Origin of the sequence: Marinobacter sp. SS21, from assembly GCF_028369065.1 — a bacterium.
Classification (GTDB): Bacteria; Pseudomonadota; Gammaproteobacteria; order Pseudomonadales; family Oleiphilaceae; genus Marinobacter.
This window is the reverse complement of sequence record NZ_JAQNDA010000009.1, coordinates 78,256-99,936: the sequence shown is the minus strand read 5'-3', so window position 1 is coordinate 99,936 and position 21,681 is coordinate 78,256. Positions and strand designations below refer to the sequence as shown.

Below are 21,681 nucleotides of genomic sequence, written 5' to 3'. Positions count from 1 at the left end.
CCCGACGGGGCTATTCAGGAAGCAGTTTGTCGATGATAATAAAGAAGCCACCTGTTTGCGGATACCGCCGTGAATCCTAGCCATCTGGATACCCAATCCGATCCTGAAACCTGCGCCGCCACCACAATCCGGCCGCACCTGAGAGCCGCCGTCAAAACCGATCTGGACGCCCTGGTGGCCCTGGAAGAACGGCTGTTTGATACCGACAGGATCTCTCGCCGAAGCTTTCGCCGCTTCATCACTATGCCGCGGGACCGGCTGTTGGTGGCCTTGGTGGATGACGCCTTGGTGGGCTACTGCTTGGTGTTCATGCATGCAGCCACCCGGCTGGCCCGGATCTACTCTATCGGCGTGGCACCAGAAGCCCGTGGCCAGGGTATCGGAGAGGCGCTGATCCTTGGGGCCGAGGCCACGGCGCAATCGGCTGGCCGTATTGTCATGCGCCTGGAGGTGCGCTCCGACAATGAGGGCGCCATAGCCCTCTATCGTCGGCTGGGCTATCGCCAGTTTGGAACCTACCGGGATTACTACGCGGATCATGGGGACGCGCTGCGTTTTGAACGGCGTATTTTGTTCTACGAACCGTCCCAGGACTTTCCGCTGGTGCCCTACTACCCTCAAACCACCGAGTTCACCTGCGGCCCGGCCGCCCTGATGATGGCGATGGCAGCCGTGAACCAAAAGCAGCCGGTGACCACCCTGGAGGAACTGCGCATCTGGCGGGAGGCGACCACCATTTTCATGCTCGCCGGCCACGGCGGCTGCGGCCCCCATGGCCTGGCCCTGGCTGCCTGGTCCCGGGGCTTTGAAGCGGCCGCCTATGTCAGTAAGGAAGGCCCCCTGTTCACTCAAACCGTTCGGCACGCCGACAAAAAGCGGGTGTTGGAACTGGTGCATCAGGGCTTCCTGCGGGACATCGCCGAGACCGACATCCAGCTTCATCACGAATACCTGTCGCTGTCACAGATGTCCGCCGCCCTTGCGCAGGGCCGGATCCCGGTGATCCTGATCAGCAGCTGGCAGCTGAGCCAGAGCCGGGTTCCCCACTGGGTCACGGTCTGCGCGGTGGACGACCAGTTCGTCTATCTCCACGACCCGGAAGTGGATAGCGCCAGCGGCGAGACCATCGCTGACAAACAGTATCTGCCTATCGATCGACGCATCTTCGAACGCATGAAACAGTACGGCAAGCACTCGCCGCTGCAGGCGGCGGTGATTATCGGTCCCAAGCGCAAGACCTGAGCGCCTCAGGCGGTGCGGATCGCCGCCTCTTTCAGCTCGGCGATTTCGTCCCGCAAACGGGCTGCGTTCTCAAAGTCCAGGTCCGCGGCCGCCTTGTACATCTGGTCTTCGAGGACGGCAATGTCCTTGAGCAGCTGTTCAGGGGAATGGCCGGCCGCCTTGGTCCGGTATTTCTCGGCCTCTTCTGCCGCCTTCTGGCCAGGGCGCTCGGCCCGACGCCGTCCGCGACCGCCGCCACCGGCCCCCTCCATGATATCGGCGATTTTCTTGTTCAGGCCCGTTGGCGTGATGCCATGTTCCTCGTTATGGGCGGTTTGCCTGGTTCGACGGCGCTCGGTTTCGCCCATGGCCCGCTGCATGGAGCCAGTCACCCGGTCACCATAGAGGATCGCCTTGCCATTCACATTTCGAGCCGCCCGACCGATGGTCTGGATCAGCGAGCGCTCCGAGCGCAGGAAACCTTCTTTGTCGGCATCGAGAATGGCCACCAGGGACACCTCCGGCATGTCCAGCCCTTCCCGCAGCAGGTTAATCCCCACCAGCACATCAAACTCGCCCTGGCGCAGGTCACGAATAATTTCTACCCGCTCCACGGTGTCGATATCGGAATGGAGGTAACGTACCCGTACATCGTGCTCCAGCAGAAAATCGGTCAGGTCTTCAGCCATGCGCTTGGTGAGCGTGGTGACCAGCACCCGCTCAGCCACAGCCACCCTGGCCCGGATCTCCGACAGCAGGTCGTCGACCTGGGTGGAGGCCGGTCGCACCTCGATTTCAGGATCGAGCAGACCGGTGGGCCGCACCACTTGCTCCACCACCTGGCCGGCGTGTTTTGCCTCGTAATCACCCGGAGTGGCCGAAACGAAGACCATTTGCGGAGCGATCCGTTCCCACTCGTCGAAGCGCATGGGCCGGTTATCCAGTGCCGACGGCAACCGGAAGCCGTATTCCACCAGCGTTTCCTTACGCGAGCGGTCGCCCTTGTACATGGCGCCAATTTGCGGCACGGTCACGTGGGACTCGTCCACCACCAGCAACGCATTGGGTGGCAGGTAGTCGAACAAGGTTGGCGGCGCCTCCCCAGGCCGGCGGCCAGACAGGTAGCGGGAGTAGTTCTCGATGCCGTTGCAGTAGCCCAACTCCAGCATCATCTCCATATCATAGCGAGTGCGCTCCTCAAGCCGCTGCGCCTCCACCAACCGGTTATTGTCCCGCAGCTGGGTCAGACGCTGATCCAATTCGGCTTTAATCTGGTCCACCGCATCGAGCACCGTTTGGCGCGGGGTGACATAGTGGGATTTGGGGTAAATGGTTACCCGTGGCACCCGGCGCAGAACCTCGCCGGTAAGCGGGTCAAAGTAACTGAGGTTCTCCACTTCGTCATCGAACAGCTCGATGCGAATGGCCTCCCGTTCCGATTCGGCAGGGAATACATCAATGACCTCACCCCGAACCCGGTAATTGGCACGGTGAAACTCGACGTCGTTACGGGTGTATTGCAACTCCGCCAGGCGGCGCAGGATGAAGCGTTGATCCACCTGGTCGCCCCGGTCCAGATGCAGCATCATTTTCAGGTAGGACTGAGGATCGCCCAGTCCGTAAATGGCCGAAACGGTCGCCACGATGATCGCGTCCTGGCGCTCCAGCAATGCCTTGGTGGCAGAAAGGCGCATCTGCTCAATGTGCTCGTTAACCGACGCGTCCTTCTCAATGAAGGTATCGGAAGACGGCACATAGGCCTCTGGCTGATAGTAGTCGTAGTAAGAAACGAAATATTCCACCGAGTTGTCGGGAAAAAACTCCCGGAACTCACCGTAGAGCTGAGCGGCCAGCGTCTTGTTGTGGGCCATGATGATGGTGGGACGCTGCACCTGCTCGATCACATTGGCAACGGTAAAGGTCTTGCCGGAGCCGGTGACCCCGAGCAGGGTCTGGTGGGCGAGCCCGGAATGAATGCCATCCACCAGCCCGGCAATGGCCGTGGGCTGATCACCGGCCGGGGCGTAAGCAGAGTTAACCTTGAACATTTGACGCTTGGAGATCGCGTCCACATCTGAATTAGCCATTTGAGCTCAATAACCTCTGCATTCACAAGACAACTTATCGTCTGACAGCCTTCATGGTACCATCTGCGGGTTAAGGAGCCGCTGAATAACGCCTTCGCTCTCGCAGTACCGCATCACGGCGGCGAGGACTTATTCAGCGGCTCCATAAACGCCAGGTACGTTCGTCAATCCACGGGTACCGACGTAGTCTCATCAGACGCAGCTTTTAAGGAGCGCAAGTTTGGACCTTCAACTATCCAGCCGAGTACAGGCCATCAAGCCATCTCCCACTCTCGCAGTCACCAACAAGGCCGCGGAACTCCGTGCCGCAGGGCAGGACATTATTGGTCTGGGCGCCGGGGAGCCGGATTTTGATACACCGGATCATATCAAGAACGCCGCGATCGAGGCGATCAATGCCGGTCAGACCAAGTACACGGCTGTCGATGGTACACCAGCGCTGAAGAAGGCGATCATCGCCAAGTTCAAGCGCGACAACGGCCTCGATTACGAGCCCAACCAGATTCTTGTATCCAGCGGCGGCAAGCAGAGCTTTTTCAACCTCGCCCTGGCCATCCTCAACCCTGGCGACGAAGCCATCATTCCGGCCCCGTACTGGGTTTCCTACCCGGACATGGTGCTGGTCGCCGAAGGCAAGCCGGTGGTCATCGAAACCTCGGCGCAAACCCGTTTCAAGATCACTGCAGAGCAGCTGGAAGCCGCCATCACCGAGCGCACCCGCCTGTTCGTGATCAATAGCCCATCCAATCCCAGCGGCATGGCCTATACCCTGGAAGAGCTGACGGCGATTGGTGAAGTGCTCAAGAAGCACCCTAACATCATGATCGCCACCGACGACATGTACGAGCCGATTCTGTGGACCGGCCAGCCGTTCTGCAACATCCTGAATGCAACGCCGGAGCTGTATGATCGTACCTTCGTGCTCAACGGCGTGTCCAAGGCCTATTCCATGACCGGATGGCGGATCGGCTATGCCGCCGGACCGGCCAAGGTCATCGGCGCGATGAAAAAGATTCAGTCCCAGAGCACCTCCAACCCGGCCTCCATCTCCCAGGCCGCCGCCCAGGCTGCTCTGGACGGCCCCCAGGATTGCGTTGGCGAAATGGTCAAGGCCTTCAAGGAGCGCCACGATTATCTGGTGGAGGCACTCAACACCCTGCCCGGCGTGGAATGCCTGTCCGGTGACGGCACCTTCTACGTGTTCCCCAGCTTCCAGCAAGCTATTGACGCGGCGGACGGTGTCAACACCGACGTGGAACTGGCCGAGAAGCTGCTGCAGGAAGCCGGCGTAGCGCTGGTGCCGGGCTCCGCTTTCGGCGCGCCCGGCCATATGCGATTGAGTTTCGCCACCAGTCTGGACGTGCTTAAAGAGGCGGTCGCCCGCTTGCAGAAAGCTTTGAGCTAAATCTGCAATTTAGGGGTTGACGAGGCGCGGGCCTGCCCTTAATATACGCGCCTCGTCACACGACGACGTTCCCCGATAGCTCAGTTGGTAGAGCAACGGACTGTTAATCCGTTTGTCGCTGGTTCGAGCCCAGCTCGGGGAGCCACTATTTAAAAAAGCCGCTTTCTCATTGAGTTAGCGGCTTTTTTCGTTCTCACTCCAGCGATTTTTTCTGCCTGGCAATCTCCGTGGCCGAGCCGTGCGGGAACCTCTTTCCAAGAAACGCCGCAAGTACGTCCATGCAAGCTCGACCGTGGCCATCCATGGCCACAGACGGTCTTGGAAAGAAACTCCATACAACTCTATCCCACATCGGAGTTAACTCAGAAGCGCTACCACAGGAGCTCAATGCGGGCAGTGGAGGGGCTTCTGGAGCAGCGGCATGGATGCCGCGGTGCCCGGCCAGGTGCATGGACGCACCTTAGAGGGCAGCGGAAGAAGCCCCTCCACTGCCCGCTAACACCACCTCTAACAGGTCAAGAATCCCGAAGAACCAGCCTTAACTAGCGACAATCTCTTGATGAATAGCTTCCAATGCTGCCAAAGGGTCAGAAGCCTGGGTAATAGGCCGCCCAATCACCAAATAATCACTCCCAGCAGCCAGCGCATCAGCAGGCGTCATAACCCGCTGCTGATCCCCCCTGGCCGCGGACAACGGCCGTATCCCCGGCGTCACCAGCTTGAAGCCCACACCCCGCTCCGCCTTCAAGATCGGCGCTTCCTGGGCAGAGCAGACCACCCCATCCAGCCCACAACTGGCCGTCAAGGCCGCCAACCGCGACACCTGCTCAGCGGGGGACACAGACACACCAATGCCCCGCAAATCTTCCGTCGCCATGCTGGTCAACACCGTCACCGCAATCAGCAACGGCCGATCTGCACCGAACGATTCCAGGCGGGTACGACAGGCCTCCATCATCTTCTCGCCACCCGAGGCATGGACATTCACCATCCACACCCCCAAGTCCGCCGCCGCCGCAACTGCTGCCGACGTCGTGTTGGGAATGTCGTGAAACTTGAGATCCAGGAACACCTCGAAGCCCCGCGCCTGAATCGCCCTGACGAACTGCGGACCGGAGCGGGTAAACAGCTCCTTGCCCACCTTCAGCCGACACAACTGCGGATTCAACGTATCCACCAGCGCTAACGCCGGCTCCTCGGACGGAAAATCCAGAGCCACAATAATCTTCGGATCAGTTACCTTCTGCACGCAATCATTCCCACACTTAATTTAATCATCGGTTTACTCGGCTTCCACACCCTGTATCGGACGCACCGATTCCCAGGTTTTGCAGCTTGGACACAGCCAATGCAACTGCCGCCCGGAAAACCCACAGTTCACACAGCGATAGATCGGGCGGTTAGCCAACAATAAGTGTCCAATCCGACTAACCAATCGCCCCTCATCCGAGGTCATCCCTTTCTCATATCCGGCCAGTTCCACCAACCGCAGCAAGCCCCTGACACTGGGGCGAACTTCCAATTCTTTCCGCAACAGGTCAATTGCTGCCGCCCGGCCCGAAGCACGCTCCACCGATTCGACCACCGCCAATAACAGGCTGGTGCTTGGCCAACGCTCATAGAGCTTCGACAACTTTCGGGTCAAGCGCTTGACATCGCCATGCTCCCGCTCAAGCCCCATTAAGCGCTCGATGGCTTCCGAGCCAAAATCCGTATTCTGCTCAAACACCTTGAGACACTGAGCGGCCGCGTCCCTAAAACTGCCCTGGCGCAACAGAATCTTGACCTGAATAAAGGTGGCGCGGACGCAGGAGCGATCATAGTCCAGGGCCTCCTTGACCAACTTGCCAGCCCCCCAGCGGTCGTCCTGCTGCAAAGCCAGATCCGCCATCTCACAGTTAATATAGGCGAGCACCTTATCCAGCTCCGGACTCAAACCTCCGTCACGCAGGGTACGGGCCACCTGCCCCGCCTTGCCCCATTCTCTCTCCTGCTGATACACATCGATAAGCTGGCCCGCTGCTTTGCCGCCGTATTCCTTGTCCCCCATCAGTTGGTGAAAGAGAGATTCGGCACGGTCCAGCAAACCGGCATTGAGATAATCCAGGGCTAACTCAAAGGTGACTTGGGGCGAAAACCGGGTGGGCAGCTCAGGGCGCGCCAACAGGTTCTGATGAATCACGATGGCCCGCTCAGTCTCCCCCTTGTTACGAAAATGGGCGCCGATGGAAAGGTGGAGACCGACCGTTTCCGGATTGACCGCCAAGGACTGGACAAAATTCTCAACGGCCTGGTCTGAGTAATTGGTAAACAGGAATTGAAGCCGATCTCGAACCGACGCTTCATCGGATATAGCACGCCGGGACCGCGCACTCTGTCGCCCAGCGCGCCCCATAAACCAGCCAGCAGCCACTGCGGCCGTTAACAGCAGCCACTGAAATACTATATCCATTAGATAGTCCGGTTATTCTCGGCCCTTGAATGCGCGAGCGCACGCTCGGCACGGGTCAGCCGCTTCTGCAATTGCCGGCGAGAGACCGAGGCGCGCACGCTTGCTAACAGGGTTATCAGAATACCAGCCAGGGCCCCCAGCACGAAAGCAAGAATAATCCAGACCGCAACGCCATGGGAGGGAGTTTCGAAAACCAGAAAATTCAGCGATACCGGCTCCTGGTTGTTCAGGGAGAACACCAATGCCAACAACGCGAGGAAAAGTAACACCAATAAAATCAGAAGCTTGCGAAAGCCGGCCATAAAAATTTGCTCCTTCCAACTCAACGGCATTCGCCACACAGCATGAACCGGCGTCCAGCGGCAATCAGAAGCCCTGTTTCAAACTGTCGTTGACCTGCTCCCGAAGCTCCTTGCCCGGCTTGAAATGAGGCACATACTTCGCCGGCAACTGAACCGCCTCGCCCGTTTTGGGGTTTCGCCCCACCCGTGCGGCACGGTGGTGCAGCGAAAAACTACCAAAACCACGAATTTCGATCCGTTGCCCATTCGCCAGAGACTGGGACATGTGCTCGATGATGGTTTTCACCGCCAACTCGACATCTTTTACGGATAGCTGAGTTTGCTTGGACGCAATCAGCTCGACCAGTTCAGACTTCGTCATGAGGCTAATCCCTCTGTCATTCTTATGGGGAGCCACCAAGCCAGCTCCATGACCCTAGTTTAGCCAAACCTAAAAAAAACACAAAAAAAACGGGCTGTTACAGCCCGTTTTTTTATGACCAAAAGGAGAATTAGTCCTTATTGGCGTTTTGCTGCTGCATCTGCTCCTTGATGAGATCACCAATGGTGGTCGCACCGGAAGTTTCTGCCGCCTTGCTGCGAACGTTCTCGAGAGCCTGCTTGTCCTCTTCAACGTCTTTGGACTTCACAGACAGGTTGATAACTCGGTTCTTGCGATCGATGCTAATGATCTTCGCCTCAACCTCGTCACCTTCGTTCAGCGCATTGCGAGCGTCTTCGACGCGGTCACGACTGATCTCGGAAGCCTTCAGTACTGCCTCAACTTCGTCGTTCAGAGCAATGGTTGCCGCCTTGGCGTCAACGGAAGATACGGTGCCCTTAACGATGGAGCCCTTGTCGTTCAGCTGAACGAACTCGGCAAACGGATCGCTTTCCAGCTGCTTGATACCCAGGGAGATACGCTCACGCTCTGGATCAACAGACAGGATAACGGTTTCGACTTCGTCGCCCTTCTTGTACTCACGAACGGCTTCTTCACCCGTTTCGTTCCAGCTGATATCGGACAGGTGCACCAGACCGTCGATGCCGCCATCCAGACCGATAAAGATACCGAAGTCAGTGATGGACTTGATCTTGCCGGAGATGCGGTCGCCCTTGTTGAAGTTGCTGGAGAAGTCTTCCCAGGGGTTGGCTGCACACTGCTTGATACCCAGGGAGATACGACGACGCTCTTCGTCGATATCCAGGATCATCACGTTCACTTCGTCGCCAACCTGGACAACCTTGGACGGATGAATGTTCTTGTTGGTCCAATCCATTTCGGAAACGTGAACCAGACCTTCAACACCTTCTTCAAGCTCAGCGAAGCAGCCATAGTCGGTCAGATTGGTAACACGGGCCGTGACCTTGCTGTTCTCAGGGTAACGAGCCTTGATTTCAACCCAGGGATCTTCGCCCAGCTGCTTCAGACCCAGGGAAACACGGTTACGCTCGCGGTCAAACTTCAGGACCTTGACGGTGATTTCATCACCAACATTAACGATTTCGCTCGGATGCTTGATGCGCTTCCAGGCCATGTCGGTAATGTGCAGCAGGCCGTCAACACCACCCAGATCTACGAAGGCGCCGTAGTCGGTCAGGTTCTTGACGATACCCTTGATTTCCAGACCTTCAGTCAGGGTTTCCAGCAGTGCGTCACGCTCAGCACTGTTCTCGGCCTCGAGAACCGCACGACGGGATACCACAACATTGTTACGCTTCTGGTCCAGCTTGATAACCTTGAATTCAAGCTCTTTGTTCTCCAGGTGCGCAGTGTCGCGAACCGGACGAACGTCTACCAGAGAACCAGGCAGGAAGGCACGGATGCCAGCCAGGTCGACGGTAAAGCCGCCTTTAACCTTGCCGTTGATCACACCTTTAACCACTTCCTCAGCCTCGAAAGACTTCTCGAGAACTTTCCAGGCTTCGGCGCGCTTGGCTTTTTCGCGGGACAGACGGGTTTCACCGAAGCCGTCTTCAACAGCGTCGAGAGCTACGTCGACAACGTCACCGATCTGGATTTCCAGTTCGCCTTTATCGTTCAGGAACTGGGACGCAGGGATAACACCCTCTGACTTCAGACCAGCGTTAACAGTAACCCAGTCGTTGTCGATATCAACCACGGTTCCCTGGACGATGGAACCCGGCTGCATGTCAATTTCTTTCAGGCTTTCTTCAAAAAGATCCGCAAAGCTCTCGCTCATTATGTGTCCTATGATCAACGCAAGTTAACTCCGTGTTACCAGCAACACGGTCTGTTAGTAAGTTACCGAATACGGCCAATGGCTGGCGGTTTTACACCGAATCCGGCATTCCAACGACAAAAAGGTGCGATTAGGCCTGACCTGCCGCGGCGATCACCCTACCCAACACCTCTTCGATGCTTAAACCTGTAGAGTCAATGACTTGCGCATCCTCTGCCGGTTTAAGCGGGGCGGCAGAACGGTTCATATCCCGGTCATCGCGCGCCCGAATCTCTTCTAAAAGGGCATCAATATTAACACTGAGCCCTGCGTCCTTCAACTGACCGTAGCGCCTGCGGGCCCGCTCCTCGGGGCTGGCGGTCAGGAAAATCTTGGTGGGTGCGTCCGGAAAAACCACGGTCCCCATGTCCCGACCATCGGCCACAAGGCCGGGTGCCTGGCGAAAATCCCGCTGGCGCTGCAACAAGGCATCCCGTACCGCCTGAATCACCGCGACCCGGGAGGCATTGTCACCGCAGCCTTCCGTGCGAATATCGTCGGTAACGTCCTCGCCCGCCAAAATGACCTTGACCGGCTCCCCCGCCGGCGTGGGTTCAAAGGACACATCCAGTGACGCCGCCACCCGCACAAGGCCGGCTTCATCATCAAACTGCACGCCCTGCCGGAGCGCGGCCAGGGCGGTCAAACGATACAGCGCGCCGCTGTCCAACAGGTGCCAGCCCAGCCTGCGCGCCAACATCTGGGTAATGGTGCCCTTACCCGACCCTCCGGGTCCGTCAATGGTGATCACGGGAATGGATAACTCGGCCATAGCTCACACTCCCTCTGCGGCAATCTGGATTCCGGTTTGCCGCGCCAGCTCGACAAAGCCCGGGAACGAGGTGGCCACATTGGCACAGTCAGTCACCTGAATTGGCCCGGTGGCGCGCAAGGAGGCGACGGCGAACGACATGGCGATACGATGATCACCATGACTGTCGACAGTACCGCCCGCAATTTCCTGACCACCCTGGATGACGATGCCGTCTGGGGTGACGGTGGATTCGACGCCGACAGCGGCCAGCCCATCGGCCATCACCTGAATACGATCGCTTTCCTTGACTCGCAGCTCCTCGGCGCCACGCAGCACGGTCTCGCCTGTGGCGCAAGTAGCGGCAATGAACAACACCGGGAACTCATCAATGGCCAGCGGTACCTGATCTTCGGGGATGTCGATCCCGGTCAGCTCGGCAGAACGTACCCGCAGGTCCGCGACCGGCTCGCCACCGATCTCACGCTCGTTGAGAATCTCGATATTGGCACCCATCAGCCTCAGGATGTTGATCACCCCGACCCGGGTCGGATTCATGCCGACGTGGCGCAGCGTCAGGTCCGAATCCGGTGCGATGCTGGCCGCAACCAGGAAGAACGCGGCCGACGATATGTCGGCCGGCACATCAATGGCCGTTGCCGCCAGCCGGCCGCCGCCACTGACGCTGGCAGTCGCACCTTTGCGGTGTACGTGGTAGCCAAAACCGTCCAGCATTCGCTCGGTATGATCTCGGGTTGGTGCCGGTTCGGTCACCGAGGTGACCCCACCGGCATAGAGACCCGCCAGCAACAGGCAGGACTTCACCTGGGCACTGGCTACCGGCATCTCATAATGAATACCGGTCAGGGGTTGCCCGCCGCGAATCTTCATGGGCGGACGCCCACCTTCGGCGGTATCGATAACCGCGCCCATTGCCCGCAACGGATCGGCCACACGCCCCATGGGACGGCGGGACAGACTCTCGTCTCCAGTCAGCTCGGAATCAAACCCCTGTGCCGCCAACAAGCCGGCAAACAACCGCATGGCGGTTCCGGAGTTACCCAGGTACAACGGCCCCCGGGGCGCCTGCAACCCGTCGATCCCCACACCATGAATCCGCACGAAGCCGTTATCGGGCCCCTCGATGGTGACCCCCATGTCGCGGAACGCCTGCAAAGTCGCCAGGCTGTCTTCACCCTCCAGGAACCCCTTGACCTCGGTAATGCCGTCCGCCAGAGCACCCAGCATGATCGAACGATGGGAGATGGATTTATCACCCGGCACCCGGATATCGCCAGTGACGCTGCCACCGGGCTTGAGCTGGAAAGTTACCTGATTCTGACTCATGTCTGTCACGTACGCCTGTCCTGAAAGCATTTTTGAAAAATGTTCCCGAGCCGCCTTGGCGCGACTGAAAACCCTAAGCAGGGTAGCACTGTCCTGCTGCGCTATGGCCGTACGAAGTTGGCCCAGGTCACGAGTAAAATGGTCAATGACCCGCAGTACCGCCTGCTGGTTGGAAAGGAAAATGTCGTGCCACATAACCGGGTCGCTGGCGGCGATTCGGGTAAAATCGCGAAACCCGCCAGCGGCATAGCGGAAGATGTCCATGTTCTCATCCTCCCCCGCCAGCGTATCCACCAACGAAAACGCAATCAAATGCGGCAGGTGGCTGGTGGCCGCCAGAACCTCGTCGTGATACGCCACCGACATGGTCAGCACCGTTGCGCCACAGCCTTCCCATAACGCGGACAGCCTCGCCAGCCGGTTGGGCTCGGTGTTGTCCGCTGGGGTGAGAATGATCTTGTGATTAGCAAACAGATCCGGGTTGGCTGCGCGAACCCCGCTTTTCTCGGAACCGGCAATGGGGTGACCGGGAATCACGTGGGGGCCAACCTCACCGAACACCGACTGCACCGCACTGACAAAACTGGCCTTGGTACTGCCAACATCGGTCAGCACCGCATCGGCAGACAGATAGGGTTTGATTTCCTGAAGCACCGCTTCGGTCGCCCGCACCGGGACCGCGACCACCACCAGGTCGGCACCACGAACGGCCTGCTCAAGGGTCTCCGCCGCCTCATCAATGATGCCAAGCTCCAGGCCGGTCAGAACATCGTCGAATCGCTTGTCGGCAGCCACCACTTCGCCCGCCAACCGGTTCGCGCGGACGGCCGCCGCCAAGGAGCCACCGATGAGACCCAGGCCAATCACCGCCATACGTTGAAAAACAGGGCCCGAATCAGCCACCCAAAGCTCCTTGGTCAACCTGCCCCAATGCCACAGTCAAGGCATCCAGAAGACGCTGGTTTTCTTCAGCCAAACCAATCGAGACCCGTAAATGGCGGGGCATGCCGTAGCCTGCGATGGGCCTTACTATGACCCCTTGCGCCAACAACGCCTGATAGATATCGCCGGCCCTGTCACCGACCTCCACCGCGATAAAGTTGCCCGCAGAGGGAATGAAATCGAGGTTCAACGCCTTGAACCCCTGTTCGAGCTGGGCCATGCCGGCGTCGTTAGCGGCCCGGGAGCGCTGCAGGTAGTCCTCGTCGTCCAATACGGCCGTTGCGGCAGCCAATGCGATGGAGTCAACATTAAACGGCTGACGAACCCGGTTGAGGATATCGGCAATGGCCGCCGAACTGACGCTGTAGCCAACCCGCAGCGCCGCCAGCCCCCAGGCCTTGGAAAAGGTCCGGGTTATGATCAGATTAGGAAAACGCGCCAGCCAGCGCACACTGTCGCCTTCGCGGTCTTCCAGATATTCACAGTAGGCTTCGTCCAGTACCACCAGAACCCGGGACGGCAGCTGCTCCATAAAGGCTTCGACAGCCTCGGCGTCGTGTACCGTACCGGTCGGATTGTTGGGATTGGCGATAAAAATCAGTTTGGTACGCTCAGTGACGGCTGCCGCCATGGCGTCCAGATCATGACCCCAACCCTTGGCAGGCACGCAGACACCTTTGGCACCGATGGCCTGGGTAACCAGGGGGTAGATCGCGAAGGCGTACTGGGAATACACGACCTCCGCCCGAGCATCGGCAAAACAACGGGCGATGACTTCCAGGATGTCGTTGGAACCGTTCCCCAGCGTCAGTTGCTCAGGCGACACCCCAAGCCGATCGGCCAACCTGCTTTTCAGGCTGAAGCCATTGCCGTCGGGGTAACGACAGAGCTCGTCGAGCGCCTGACGCGCCGCGGCCAGCGCCACCGGGCTGGGCCCCAGGGGGTTCTCGTTACTGGCCAGCTTGACGATCCCCTCGGGATCCAGGCCAAACTCCCGGGCAAGCTCCTCAATGGGCTTGCCCGGCTGATACGGCGACAGCGCCTGGACGCCGGCTACCGCCAGCGCCTGATAATCAACCGACATACTTTGAGCCTCCCGAGCCGGATTCCCGGAGGAGCCGGCCGAAAAATTTGGAACCTAGAGCACACCAATAGGATAAGAGCCGAGCCGCTTCAGCTCCACCGCTTCGTCGTCGATCTCAGCCAGCACCTTGCTCACAGCCGGATCGTCCATATGCCCTTCAAAGTCGATGTAGAACACATAGGCCCAGGTGCCGCTGGGAGATGGCCGGGTTTCAATGCGGGTCAGACTGATGCCGTTACGATGGAACGGCTCAAGCAGCTGATAGAGAGCGCCAGGCTTGTTGCGCATGGAAACGAGGATCGAGGACTTGTCCTGACCACTGGTCCCCACGCTTTCCCGGCCAATAATCAGGAAGCGTGTGGTGTTGTCTGGGCGATCCTCAATGCTGCCAGCCAGTTTCTCAAGTCCGTACAGCTCGGCGGCCATATCGCCGGCAATGGCGGCGGTACCGGGTTCTTCCGCCGCTCGCCGGGCTGCTTCGGCATTGCTGCTGACGGCCACCCGCTCGACGCCGTAACGATTGGCATCCAGCCATTGACGACATTGGGCGAAGGACTGCTGATGGGAATAAATGCGGGTAATCTTGCCGTCTTTGTTGTCCTCAGAGGCCAACAGGTGATGATGAATCCGCAACTGCACCTCGCCGCAAATCTTCAGCGGCGAAGACATGAACATATCCAGGGTGTGGTTGATCATACCCTCAGTGGAGTTCTCCACCGGCACGACCCCGTAATGCGCCGCGCCAGATTCCACCTCCCGGAACACCGCATCAATGGCGGGCAGCGGCACACTGATCACCGAGTGACCAAAATGCTTCAGCGCTGCGGCCTGGGTAAAGGTACCGGCAGGCCCCAGAAACGCAATGTGCATGGGCTTTTCCAGCGCCAGACAGGCCGACATGACCTCCCGGAACAGGCGGGCCATCTCTTCGCCAGACAAGGGGCCGGGATTCTGTTCTTTAATCCGTCGCAGCACTTGTGCTTCCCGCTCCGGCCGGTAGAAAAACACGTCCTGGCCGGAATTGTGGCTCAGCTTGACCTCGGCCACTTCCTGGGCACAGCGAGCCCGGGCGCTGATCAGGTCCATGATTTGCTGGTCCAGATCGTCGATCCGGTCGCGGAGTTCTCCCAGACGGGTTTGCTCGTCACTCATGATCAGCCCCGCTCCCTGGCGAACGTCGCCATATAGTCGATCAGGGCGTCCACACCGGCCTCTGGCATGGCGTTATAGATGCTCGCCCTCATGCCACCAACGGAACGATGCCCCTTCAGGTTCAGCAATCCCCGCGCCTCAGCGCCTTCGAGGAAGGCGCCGTTCAGGGCCTCATCTGCCAGCGTGAAGGGCACATTCATCCACGACCGGAAGCGTGGCACCACCGGATTGGCGTAGAAATCATTGCCGTCGATGAAGTCGTACAGTTTGCTGGCCTTGCGCTGGTTGATCTCGCCCATGGCAGCGACACCGCCCTGCTCCTTGAGCCACTTGAACACCAATCCGGCAAGGTACCAGGAATAGGTGGCCGGGGTGTTGTACATGGAGCCGTTATCGGCGATCACCTGGTAGTTCATCATGGTCGGGGTCTCTGCCCGGGCCTTGCCGAGCAGGTCCTTGCGGACCATGACCACCACCAGCCCGGAGGGACCGATGTTCTTTTGTGCGCCAGCGTAGATCAGACCGAACCGGGAGACGTCCAGCGGCCGTGACAGGATGGTGGACGACAGGTCGGCAACCAGCGGCACCTTGTCACTGTCCGGCACGAAGTCAAACTCAACCCCACCGATGGTTTCGTTCGGCGTGTAATGCAGGTAGGCGGCGTCCGGATTGATCGACCAGGACGCCGGATCGGGTACCGTGGTGAAATTCTGCTCGGCACTGCTGGCCACCACATTAACCTGGGCATAGCGACTGGCTTCGGCGATGGCTTTCTTGGACCAGATACCGGTGTTGACGTAATCGGCAGAGCCCTTCTCACCCAGCAGGTTCAGCGGGATCGCGGCGAACTGACTGCTCGCCCCACCCTGCATGAACAGCACCGCGTAATCGTCGGAAACCCCGGCCAATTCCCGCAGGTCCCGTTCCGCCGTTTCAGCAATCTCCACGAACTCGTCGCTGCGATGGCTCATTTCCATCACCGACATGCCGCTGCCCCGCCAATCCAGCATTTCTTCCCGCGCCTGGGTCAGCACGGTTTCCGGCAACGTGGCCGGACCCGCACAAAAGTTATACGCCCTGCTCATACTTCACTGATCTCTCACAATAATCGGTATTCGTGCACCCCGGCGGGCGAATTCCACCTGCCGGCGCGGGGTTGCGGCCTTACTCTTCGCCAGCCTCTTCGATGACACCCTGAGGCGAACCGTCTTCGTCACTTTCCAGGTCATTAACCGGCTCAGCATCGCTCTCGGCAATACGTTCAACCCCCACCAACCGCTCATCTTCCTGAGACAGCTTGATGAGACGAACCCCTTGGGTGTTACGACTCAGGATCGAGACTTCGTCCGTCCGGGTACGTACCAGCGTGCCCTTATCGGAAATCAGCATCATCTCGTCGCCATTGAACAACTGCAATGCCGTCACCAGGTTACCGTTGCGGTCGGAGCACTGCATCGCAATGACCCCCTGACTGCCACGGCTGTAGGTAGGGAATTCCTCGATCGAGGTGCGCTTGCCGTAACCATTCTCACTGGCGGTGAGAATCACCCCCTCCGACTGCGGGATGATCAGCGAGACCACGTGATGGCCCTCAGGCATGCGGATGCCGCGAACACCGCGGGCGGTCCGACTCATTGGACGCACGGCCTCTTCGTTGAAGCGCACCGCCTTGCCCGCTGACGAGAACAGCATCACCTCGGCATCGCCCTCGGTAATCGCCGCACCAATCAGGGTGTCGCCGTCATCCAGACTCAGGGCGATCAGGCCGTTGCTGCGAGGACGGGAGAAGTTAGGCAGCGGCGTCTTCTTGACCACACCGTTGGAGGTGGCCATCAACACGTAATGATCTTCCGGGTAATCCCGCACCGGCAGGAACGTGGTAATCCGCTCACCGTCTTCCAGCGGCAGGATGTTCACCATTGGACGGCCGCGGGAAGCCCGGCTGGCCCGGGGAATTTCAAACACTCGCAGCCAATAGACCTTGCCCCGGTTGGAGAAACACAAAATGGTGTCGTGGGAATTGGCGACCAGCAACTTCTCGATGAAATCCTCTTCCTTCATCGACGTGGCGGCCTTGCCCCTTCCGCCGCGGCGCTGGGCCTGGTAATCGGTCACCGCCTGGGTCTTGGCGTAACCTCCATGGGAAATGGTGACCACCAGATCTTCCTCGTCGATCAGGTCGGCGATGGTCAGGTCACGACGGGAACTGGTGATCTCGGTGCGACGGTCATCGCCGTACTCGGAGACCACTTCGTTCAGCTCGTCACGGATAACCTGCAACAACCGCTCCGGGTTCCCCAGGATATCCAGCAGATCCGCGATTTTCTCCAGGATATCCTTGTATTCGTTCTGCAGCTTCTCGGTTTCCAGCCCGGTCAAGCGGTGCAGACGCAAGTCCAAAATGGCCTGGGCCTGCTCCGGAGACAGGTGATAGAGACCATCCCGCAAGCCATAGATTTCCGGCAACTCGTCGGGGCGACAGGCGTCTTCGCCGGCCCGCTCCAGCATCGCCATGACGTCACCGGGCGCCCAACCGCGAGCCATCAGCTTTTCTTTCGCTTCCGCCGCGGACGGCGAGGTCTTGATCAGCTCGATGATTTCATCAATGTTGGCCAACGCAACGGTCAGGCCTTCCAGGATGTGGCCACGCTCACGGGCCTTGCGCAGCTCATAGATGGTCCGACGGGTCACCACTTCGCGGCGGTGACGCAAGAACGCATTCAGCAGCTCCCGGAGGTTCAGGATCTTGGGTTCGCCATCAATCAACGCTACCATGTTGATACCGAACACGGTTTCCAGCTGGGTCTGGGCGAACAGGTTGTTGACGATCACGTCCGGGTTCTCGTTACGGCGCAACTCGATCACCACCCGGATACCTTCCTTGTTGGACTCATCCCGCAACTCGGAAATGCCTTCCAGCTTTTTGTCCTTGACCAGCTCGGCGATCTTCTCGATCAGACGGGCCTTGTTCAGCTGATATGGCAGTTCGGTGATGATGATGGCGTCACGACCGGTCTTCTTGTCGTGCTCGATTTCGTGACGGGCACGGATGTAGATACGTCCGCGACCGGTGCGGTAGGCCTCCACAATGCCGGCACGGCCGTTGATGATGCCCTGGGTGGGAAAGTCCGGCCCTGGGATGTAGTCCATCAGCTCATCGACGGTCAGCTCCGGATTGTCGATCAGCGCCAGACAGCCGTTAACCACCTCGGTCAGATTGTGAGGCGGAATGTTGGTCGCCATCCCCACCGCAATGCCTGATGAACCGTTGACCAGCAGGTTAGGTACGCGGGTAGGCAACACTTCCGGAATCTGCTCGGTGCCGTCGTAGTTCGGCACGAAGTCCACGGTTTCCTTGTCCAGATCCGCCAACAGGGAGTGGGCAATCTTCTCCATGCGAATCTCGGTGTAACGCATGGCCGCTGCGTTATCACCATCGATGGAACCAAAGTTACCCTGTCCATCCACCAGCGGGTAACGCAGCGAGAACGGCTGGGCCATCCGCACGATGGTGTCATAGACCGCGGAGTCGCCATGGGGGTGGTACTTACCGATGACATCACCCACCACACGTGCCGACTTCTTGTACGCTTTGTTCCAGTCGTTGCTCAGCTCGGACATGGCGAACAGAACGCGCCGGTGTACGGGTTTGAGACCATCACGAACGTCTGGCAGAGCCCGCCCGACAATGACGCTCATGGCGTAGTCGAGATAGGACTGCTTCAGCTCGTCTTCAATATTTACCGGCAGGATCTCTTTGGCTAGTTCACCCATCGAGAAAGGTTCCTTTGCAGTGCTGGAAGTCGTGTTGGGGAACCGGCCGTTCGACCCTGAACGCCAGGCGCGATGACATCGGCAGGTTCCTAGTTATTCTTGAACAAGCGCCCGATACTACCACAATCAGACATTGAGCTCAGTCAAAAACCACCGTCTTGTTTTCAAACGTAATCACGCGATCCTCAATGTGCGCCCGCAGCCCCCGGGCCAGTACGTTTTTCTCCACATCCTTGCCCAGGCGTACCATGTCTTCGATGGAATCGCTGTGATTGATGCGGATCACGTCCTGCTCAATGATCGGGCCTTCGTCCAGGTCCTGGGTCACGTAGTGGCAGGTGGCTCCGATCAGCTTGACGCCGCGGCTATAGGCCTGGTGATAAGGGCGGGCGCCGGCAAACGACGGCAAAAAGCTGTGATGGATATTGATCACCTTGCCTTCGTATTTGGCACACAACTCCGGTGGCAAGATTTGCATGTAGCGGGCCAACACCACCACATCCGCCTGGTACGAATCGATCAGGTTGCTGACTTCGCTGAAAGCCTCTTCGCGATTGTCCTTACTCACCGGCACGTGGTGATAGGGAATGTCGTGCCACTCGACCATCCGACGCAAATCGTCGTGATTGGATACCACCGCGACCACTTCGGCATTGAGCTCGTGACTGTGCCAGCGATGCAACAGGTCGGCCACACAGTGGGACTCCTTACTGCACATCAGAACCACGCGTTTGGGCTGCGCAGTGTCCGACACATGCCAGCGCATGTCGAACTCCCGCGCAATCGGCTCAAAGGCCGCCCGAAACTGGTCCAGCCCGAAAGGAATGGAGCTGGCCTTGATTTCGTGACGCATAAAGAACCACCCGGTCTGGGTATCCGAGTGGTGACTTGCCTCCGTAATCCAGCCGTTATAGGTGGACAGGAAGTTACTGACCTTGGCAACAATCCCGACCCGATCCGGGCAGGAAATCACAAGTCGATAGGTGTGCTCCATAAGGCCTTTCCTTTCTCAACCAGGGAAAGCGGGTCCGCGATCTGGCAGCCCCGTAAAAATGACCGGCTATAATAGCGTATCTCGGCACCAGAAACGAAGGCCCCGGGCTGCCATGGCTCAGGCCGATCCGCGGATACCCGCAGCGACCAGCAACGGCGCGCCGACTCCCGACCACCTACCCGCCACAAGGACACGTAGCCATGACCGCCCATCAAACGCCCCTGCCATCCATACGCCTGCTCTGCCTGCTCGCCGCTGTGCTCTGGATACCGCCCCAACTGGCTACCGCCGCAGCCATACTGGAGGGCGAGCGCCATCATCCGGCTGAAGCCCGTAACGGCATGGTTGCCACCAGCCACCACCTCGCCACCGACGTTGCCCTGCAGGTGCTCAAAGACGGTGGGAACGCGGTAGACGCTGCCGTCACCGCCGGTTTCGCGCTGGCGGTCACCCAGCCCCGTTCCGGCAATATCGGTGGCGGCGGTTTTATGTTGATCGCGCCGGGTGACGGGCGCCCGGTCACCGCCATCGACTATCGGGAAACCGCGCCCGCCGCCGCAACTGAAACCATGTTCCAGGACAGGAGCGGCGAGGTGGTCACCGAGCGTAGCCGATTCACCCACCTCGCAGCTGGCGTGCCCGGCACGGTCGCCGGCCTGGCGCTGGCCCTTGAACAACACGGCACCATCACCCTGGCGCAAGCCCTGGCGCCGGCCATCCGCCTGGCCTCGGAAGGTTTCGAGGTGCCACCAAGATTTACCCGCGGATTGGACAGCGTCCGCGAACGCCTGCAGCGCTGGCCCGCCAGCCTGGCCACTTTTTACAAGGAAGACGGCAGCGCCTATCAACCCGGCGAAGTGTTTCGCCAGCCGGAGTTGGCCGCCACCCTACGGCGCATAGCCGACCTGGGCAGCCAAGGCTTTTACGAAGGGGAGACCGCCCGCCTGATTGTCGATGAAATGCAGCGCCACAACGGCCTGATCACCCTGGACGACCTGAAGAACTATCGCCCTGCCGTGCGGCAACCGGTTCACGGTCGGTACCGCGGCCATGACATCTACTCCATGTCTCCCCCCTCCTCCGGCGGCACCCACATCGTGCAGATTCTGAATATTCTGGAGGCATACCCCATGGCGGACTATGGCCACAATTCTGCCCAGAGCATTCACCTGATGGCCGAAGCGATGAAACTGGCTTACGCCGATCGCGCTCAGTATCTGGGGGATACCGACTTTGTCGAGGTACCCCTGCAAGGCTTGGTGGACAAGCGCTACGCCGACGACCTCAGGGATGGCATTGATTCAGACCGGGCCCGCCCGTCTCTTGATATCCGTGCTGGCAGCCCGGCTCGATATGAAAGTGACGAAACCACCCATTTCTCCATCGTCGATCAATGGGGGAACGCGGTGTCCAACACCTACACCATCAATTTCAGCTACGGCTCCGGCATCACCGTGGCCGGTGCCGGCTTCCTGCTCAACAACGAAATGGACGATTTCAGCGCCAAGCCGGGCGTTGCCAACGCCTATGGTCTCATCGGTGGCGCCGCCAACCGGATCGAACCGGGCAAGCGCATGCTCAGCTCGATGTCCCCCACCATCGTGCGCCGGAACGGCAAGAACCTGCTTGTGACCGGCAGCCCCGGGGGCTCACGCATCATTACCACGACTCTGCAGGTGCTGATGAATGTGATTGATTACGGCATGAACATCCAGTCCGCCGTCGCCGCACCGCGAATCCATCACCAGTGGCTGCCAGATGAGATCCGTGTTGAGCACGGCGTCAGCCCGGATACACTTAGATTGCTGGAGGCAAAAGGCCACACGGTGGCTCTCAAGCCAGCCATGGGGGCCATCCAGAGCGTGCTAATTGGCGACGACGGCACCCTCTATGGCGGCGCCGACCCCAGGCGCAGCACCTCCTCGGCCCAGGGCTACTGAACCGGCCG

General features: G+C 59.3%; 16 protein-coding genes and 1 tRNA gene. 4 read left to right on the top strand and 13 right to left on the bottom strand.

Annotation, left to right across the window (positions count from 1 at the left end; genetic code table 11):
• The first annotated feature begins 126 nt into the window (after window positions 1-126).
• Window positions 127-1,242, top strand: a complete 1,116-nt coding sequence (locus N6L25_RS13195; protein WP_271981255.1) for a GNAT family N-acetyltransferase/peptidase C39 family protein — start codon at window positions 127-129, stop codon at window positions 1,240-1,242.
• Between the two features lie 5 nt (window positions 1,243-1,247).
• Here N6L25_RS13195 and uvrB read toward each other — a convergent pair whose 3' ends face one another.
• Window positions 1,248-3,269 carry an excinuclease ABC subunit UvrB gene (gene uvrB, locus N6L25_RS13190; protein ID WP_442915247.1) on the bottom strand — a complete coding sequence of 674 codons (2,022 nt, stop codon included), beginning with the start codon at window positions 3,267-3,269 and terminating at the stop codon, window positions 1,248-1,250.
• A 259-nt stretch (window positions 3,270-3,528) separates the two neighbouring features.
• On the opposite strand from uvrB, the gene N6L25_RS13185 reads away from it, so the two are divergent.
• Both N6L25_RS13185 and N6L25_RS13180 read left to right on the top strand, forming a co-directional pair.
• A complete protein-coding gene (locus tag N6L25_RS13185) occupies window positions 3,529-4,713 on the top strand; it encodes a pyridoxal phosphate-dependent aminotransferase (protein WP_271981110.1) in 1,185 nt (394 codons plus the stop codon).
• A gap of 69 nt (window positions 4,714-4,782) precedes the next feature.
• A tRNA-Asn gene (locus N6L25_RS13180) sits at window positions 4,783-4,858 on the top strand.
• A 393-nt stretch (window positions 4,859-5,251) separates the two neighbouring features.
• Here N6L25_RS13180 and pyrF read toward each other — a convergent pair.
• The 12 genes from pyrF to purU all read right to left on the bottom strand — a co-directional run bounded on the left by pyrF (window position 5,252) and on the right by purU (window position 19,733).
• On the bottom strand, window positions 5,252-5,962 hold the full coding sequence (gene pyrF, locus N6L25_RS13175; RefSeq protein ID WP_271981108.1) for an orotidine-5'-phosphate decarboxylase: 711 nt from the start codon (window positions 5,960-5,962) through the stop codon (window positions 5,252-5,254).
• 33 nt (window positions 5,963-5,995) lie between these two features.
• Complete coding sequence (gene lapB / locus N6L25_RS13170) at window positions 5,996-7,165, bottom strand: lipopolysaccharide assembly protein LapB (RefSeq protein ID WP_271981106.1); 1,170 nt, start codon at window positions 7,163-7,165, stop codon at window positions 5,996-5,998.
• Window positions 7,165-7,467, bottom strand: coding sequence for a LapA family protein (locus tag N6L25_RS13165; RefSeq protein ID WP_271981105.1), 303 nt, complete (start codon window positions 7,465-7,467; stop codon window positions 7,165-7,167). Before N6L25_RS13165 ends, lapB begins: the two co-directional genes overlap by 1 nt.
• Window positions 7,468-7,531: 64 nt before the next feature.
• Window positions 7,532-7,828 (bottom strand): integration host factor subunit beta, encoded by a 297-nt coding sequence (locus N6L25_RS13160; protein WP_271981103.1) that lies wholly within the window; start codon window positions 7,826-7,828, stop codon window positions 7,532-7,534.
• A 130-nt stretch (window positions 7,829-7,958) separates the two neighbouring features.
• Window positions 7,959-9,650: a 30S ribosomal protein S1 gene (gene rpsA, locus N6L25_RS13155; RefSeq protein WP_271981100.1), complete on the bottom strand. Its 1,692-nt coding sequence runs from the start codon at window positions 9,648-9,650 to the stop codon at window positions 7,959-7,961.
• Between the two features lie 130 nt (window positions 9,651-9,780).
• Entirely contained in the window at window positions 9,781-10,461 is a 681-nt protein-coding gene (cmk, locus tag N6L25_RS13150) for a (d)CMP kinase (RefSeq protein ID WP_271981098.1), read from the bottom strand.
• Between the two features lie 3 nt (window positions 10,462-10,464).
• A complete protein-coding gene (locus N6L25_RS13145) occupies window positions 10,465-12,660 on the bottom strand; it encodes a bifunctional prephenate dehydrogenase/3-phosphoshikimate 1-carboxyvinyltransferase (RefSeq protein WP_271981253.1) in 2,196 nt (731 codons plus the stop codon).
• A 22-nt stretch (window positions 12,661-12,682) separates the two neighbouring features.
• Window positions 12,683-13,813: a histidinol-phosphate transaminase gene (hisC, locus tag N6L25_RS13140; protein ID WP_271981097.1), complete on the bottom strand. Its 1,131-nt coding sequence runs from the start codon at window positions 13,811-13,813 to the stop codon at window positions 12,683-12,685.
• Window positions 13,814-13,867: 54 nt separating this feature from the next.
• The gene (pheA, locus tag N6L25_RS13135; RefSeq protein WP_271981094.1) at window positions 13,868-14,965 is read right to left on the bottom strand and encodes a prephenate dehydratase; all 1,098 of its coding nucleotides are present in this window, start codon (window positions 14,963-14,965) and stop codon (window positions 13,868-13,870) included.
• A 2-nt stretch (window positions 14,966-14,967) separates the two neighbouring features.
• On the bottom strand, window positions 14,968-16,050 hold the full coding sequence (gene serC, locus N6L25_RS13130) for a 3-phosphoserine/phosphohydroxythreonine transaminase (RefSeq protein WP_271981092.1): 1,083 nt from the start codon (window positions 16,048-16,050) through the stop codon (window positions 14,968-14,970).
• A gap of 79 nt (window positions 16,051-16,129) precedes the next feature.
• Window positions 16,130-18,739 (bottom strand): DNA gyrase subunit A, encoded by a 2,610-nt coding sequence (gene gyrA / locus N6L25_RS13125; protein WP_271981089.1) that lies wholly within the window; start codon window positions 18,737-18,739, stop codon window positions 16,130-16,132.
• Window positions 18,740-18,878: 139 nt separating this feature from the next.
• Entirely contained in the window at window positions 18,879-19,733 is an 855-nt protein-coding gene (gene purU / locus N6L25_RS13120) for a formyltetrahydrofolate deformylase (protein ID WP_271981087.1), read from the bottom strand.
• Window positions 19,734-19,933: 200 nt separating this feature from the next.
• Between purU and ggt the strand changes: the two genes are divergently transcribed.
• Window positions 19,934-21,673 (top strand): gamma-glutamyltransferase, encoded by a 1,740-nt coding sequence (gene ggt, locus N6L25_RS13115; RefSeq protein ID WP_271981085.1) that lies wholly within the window; start codon window positions 19,934-19,936, stop codon window positions 21,671-21,673.
• Window positions 21,674-21,681: the final 8 nt, after the last annotated feature.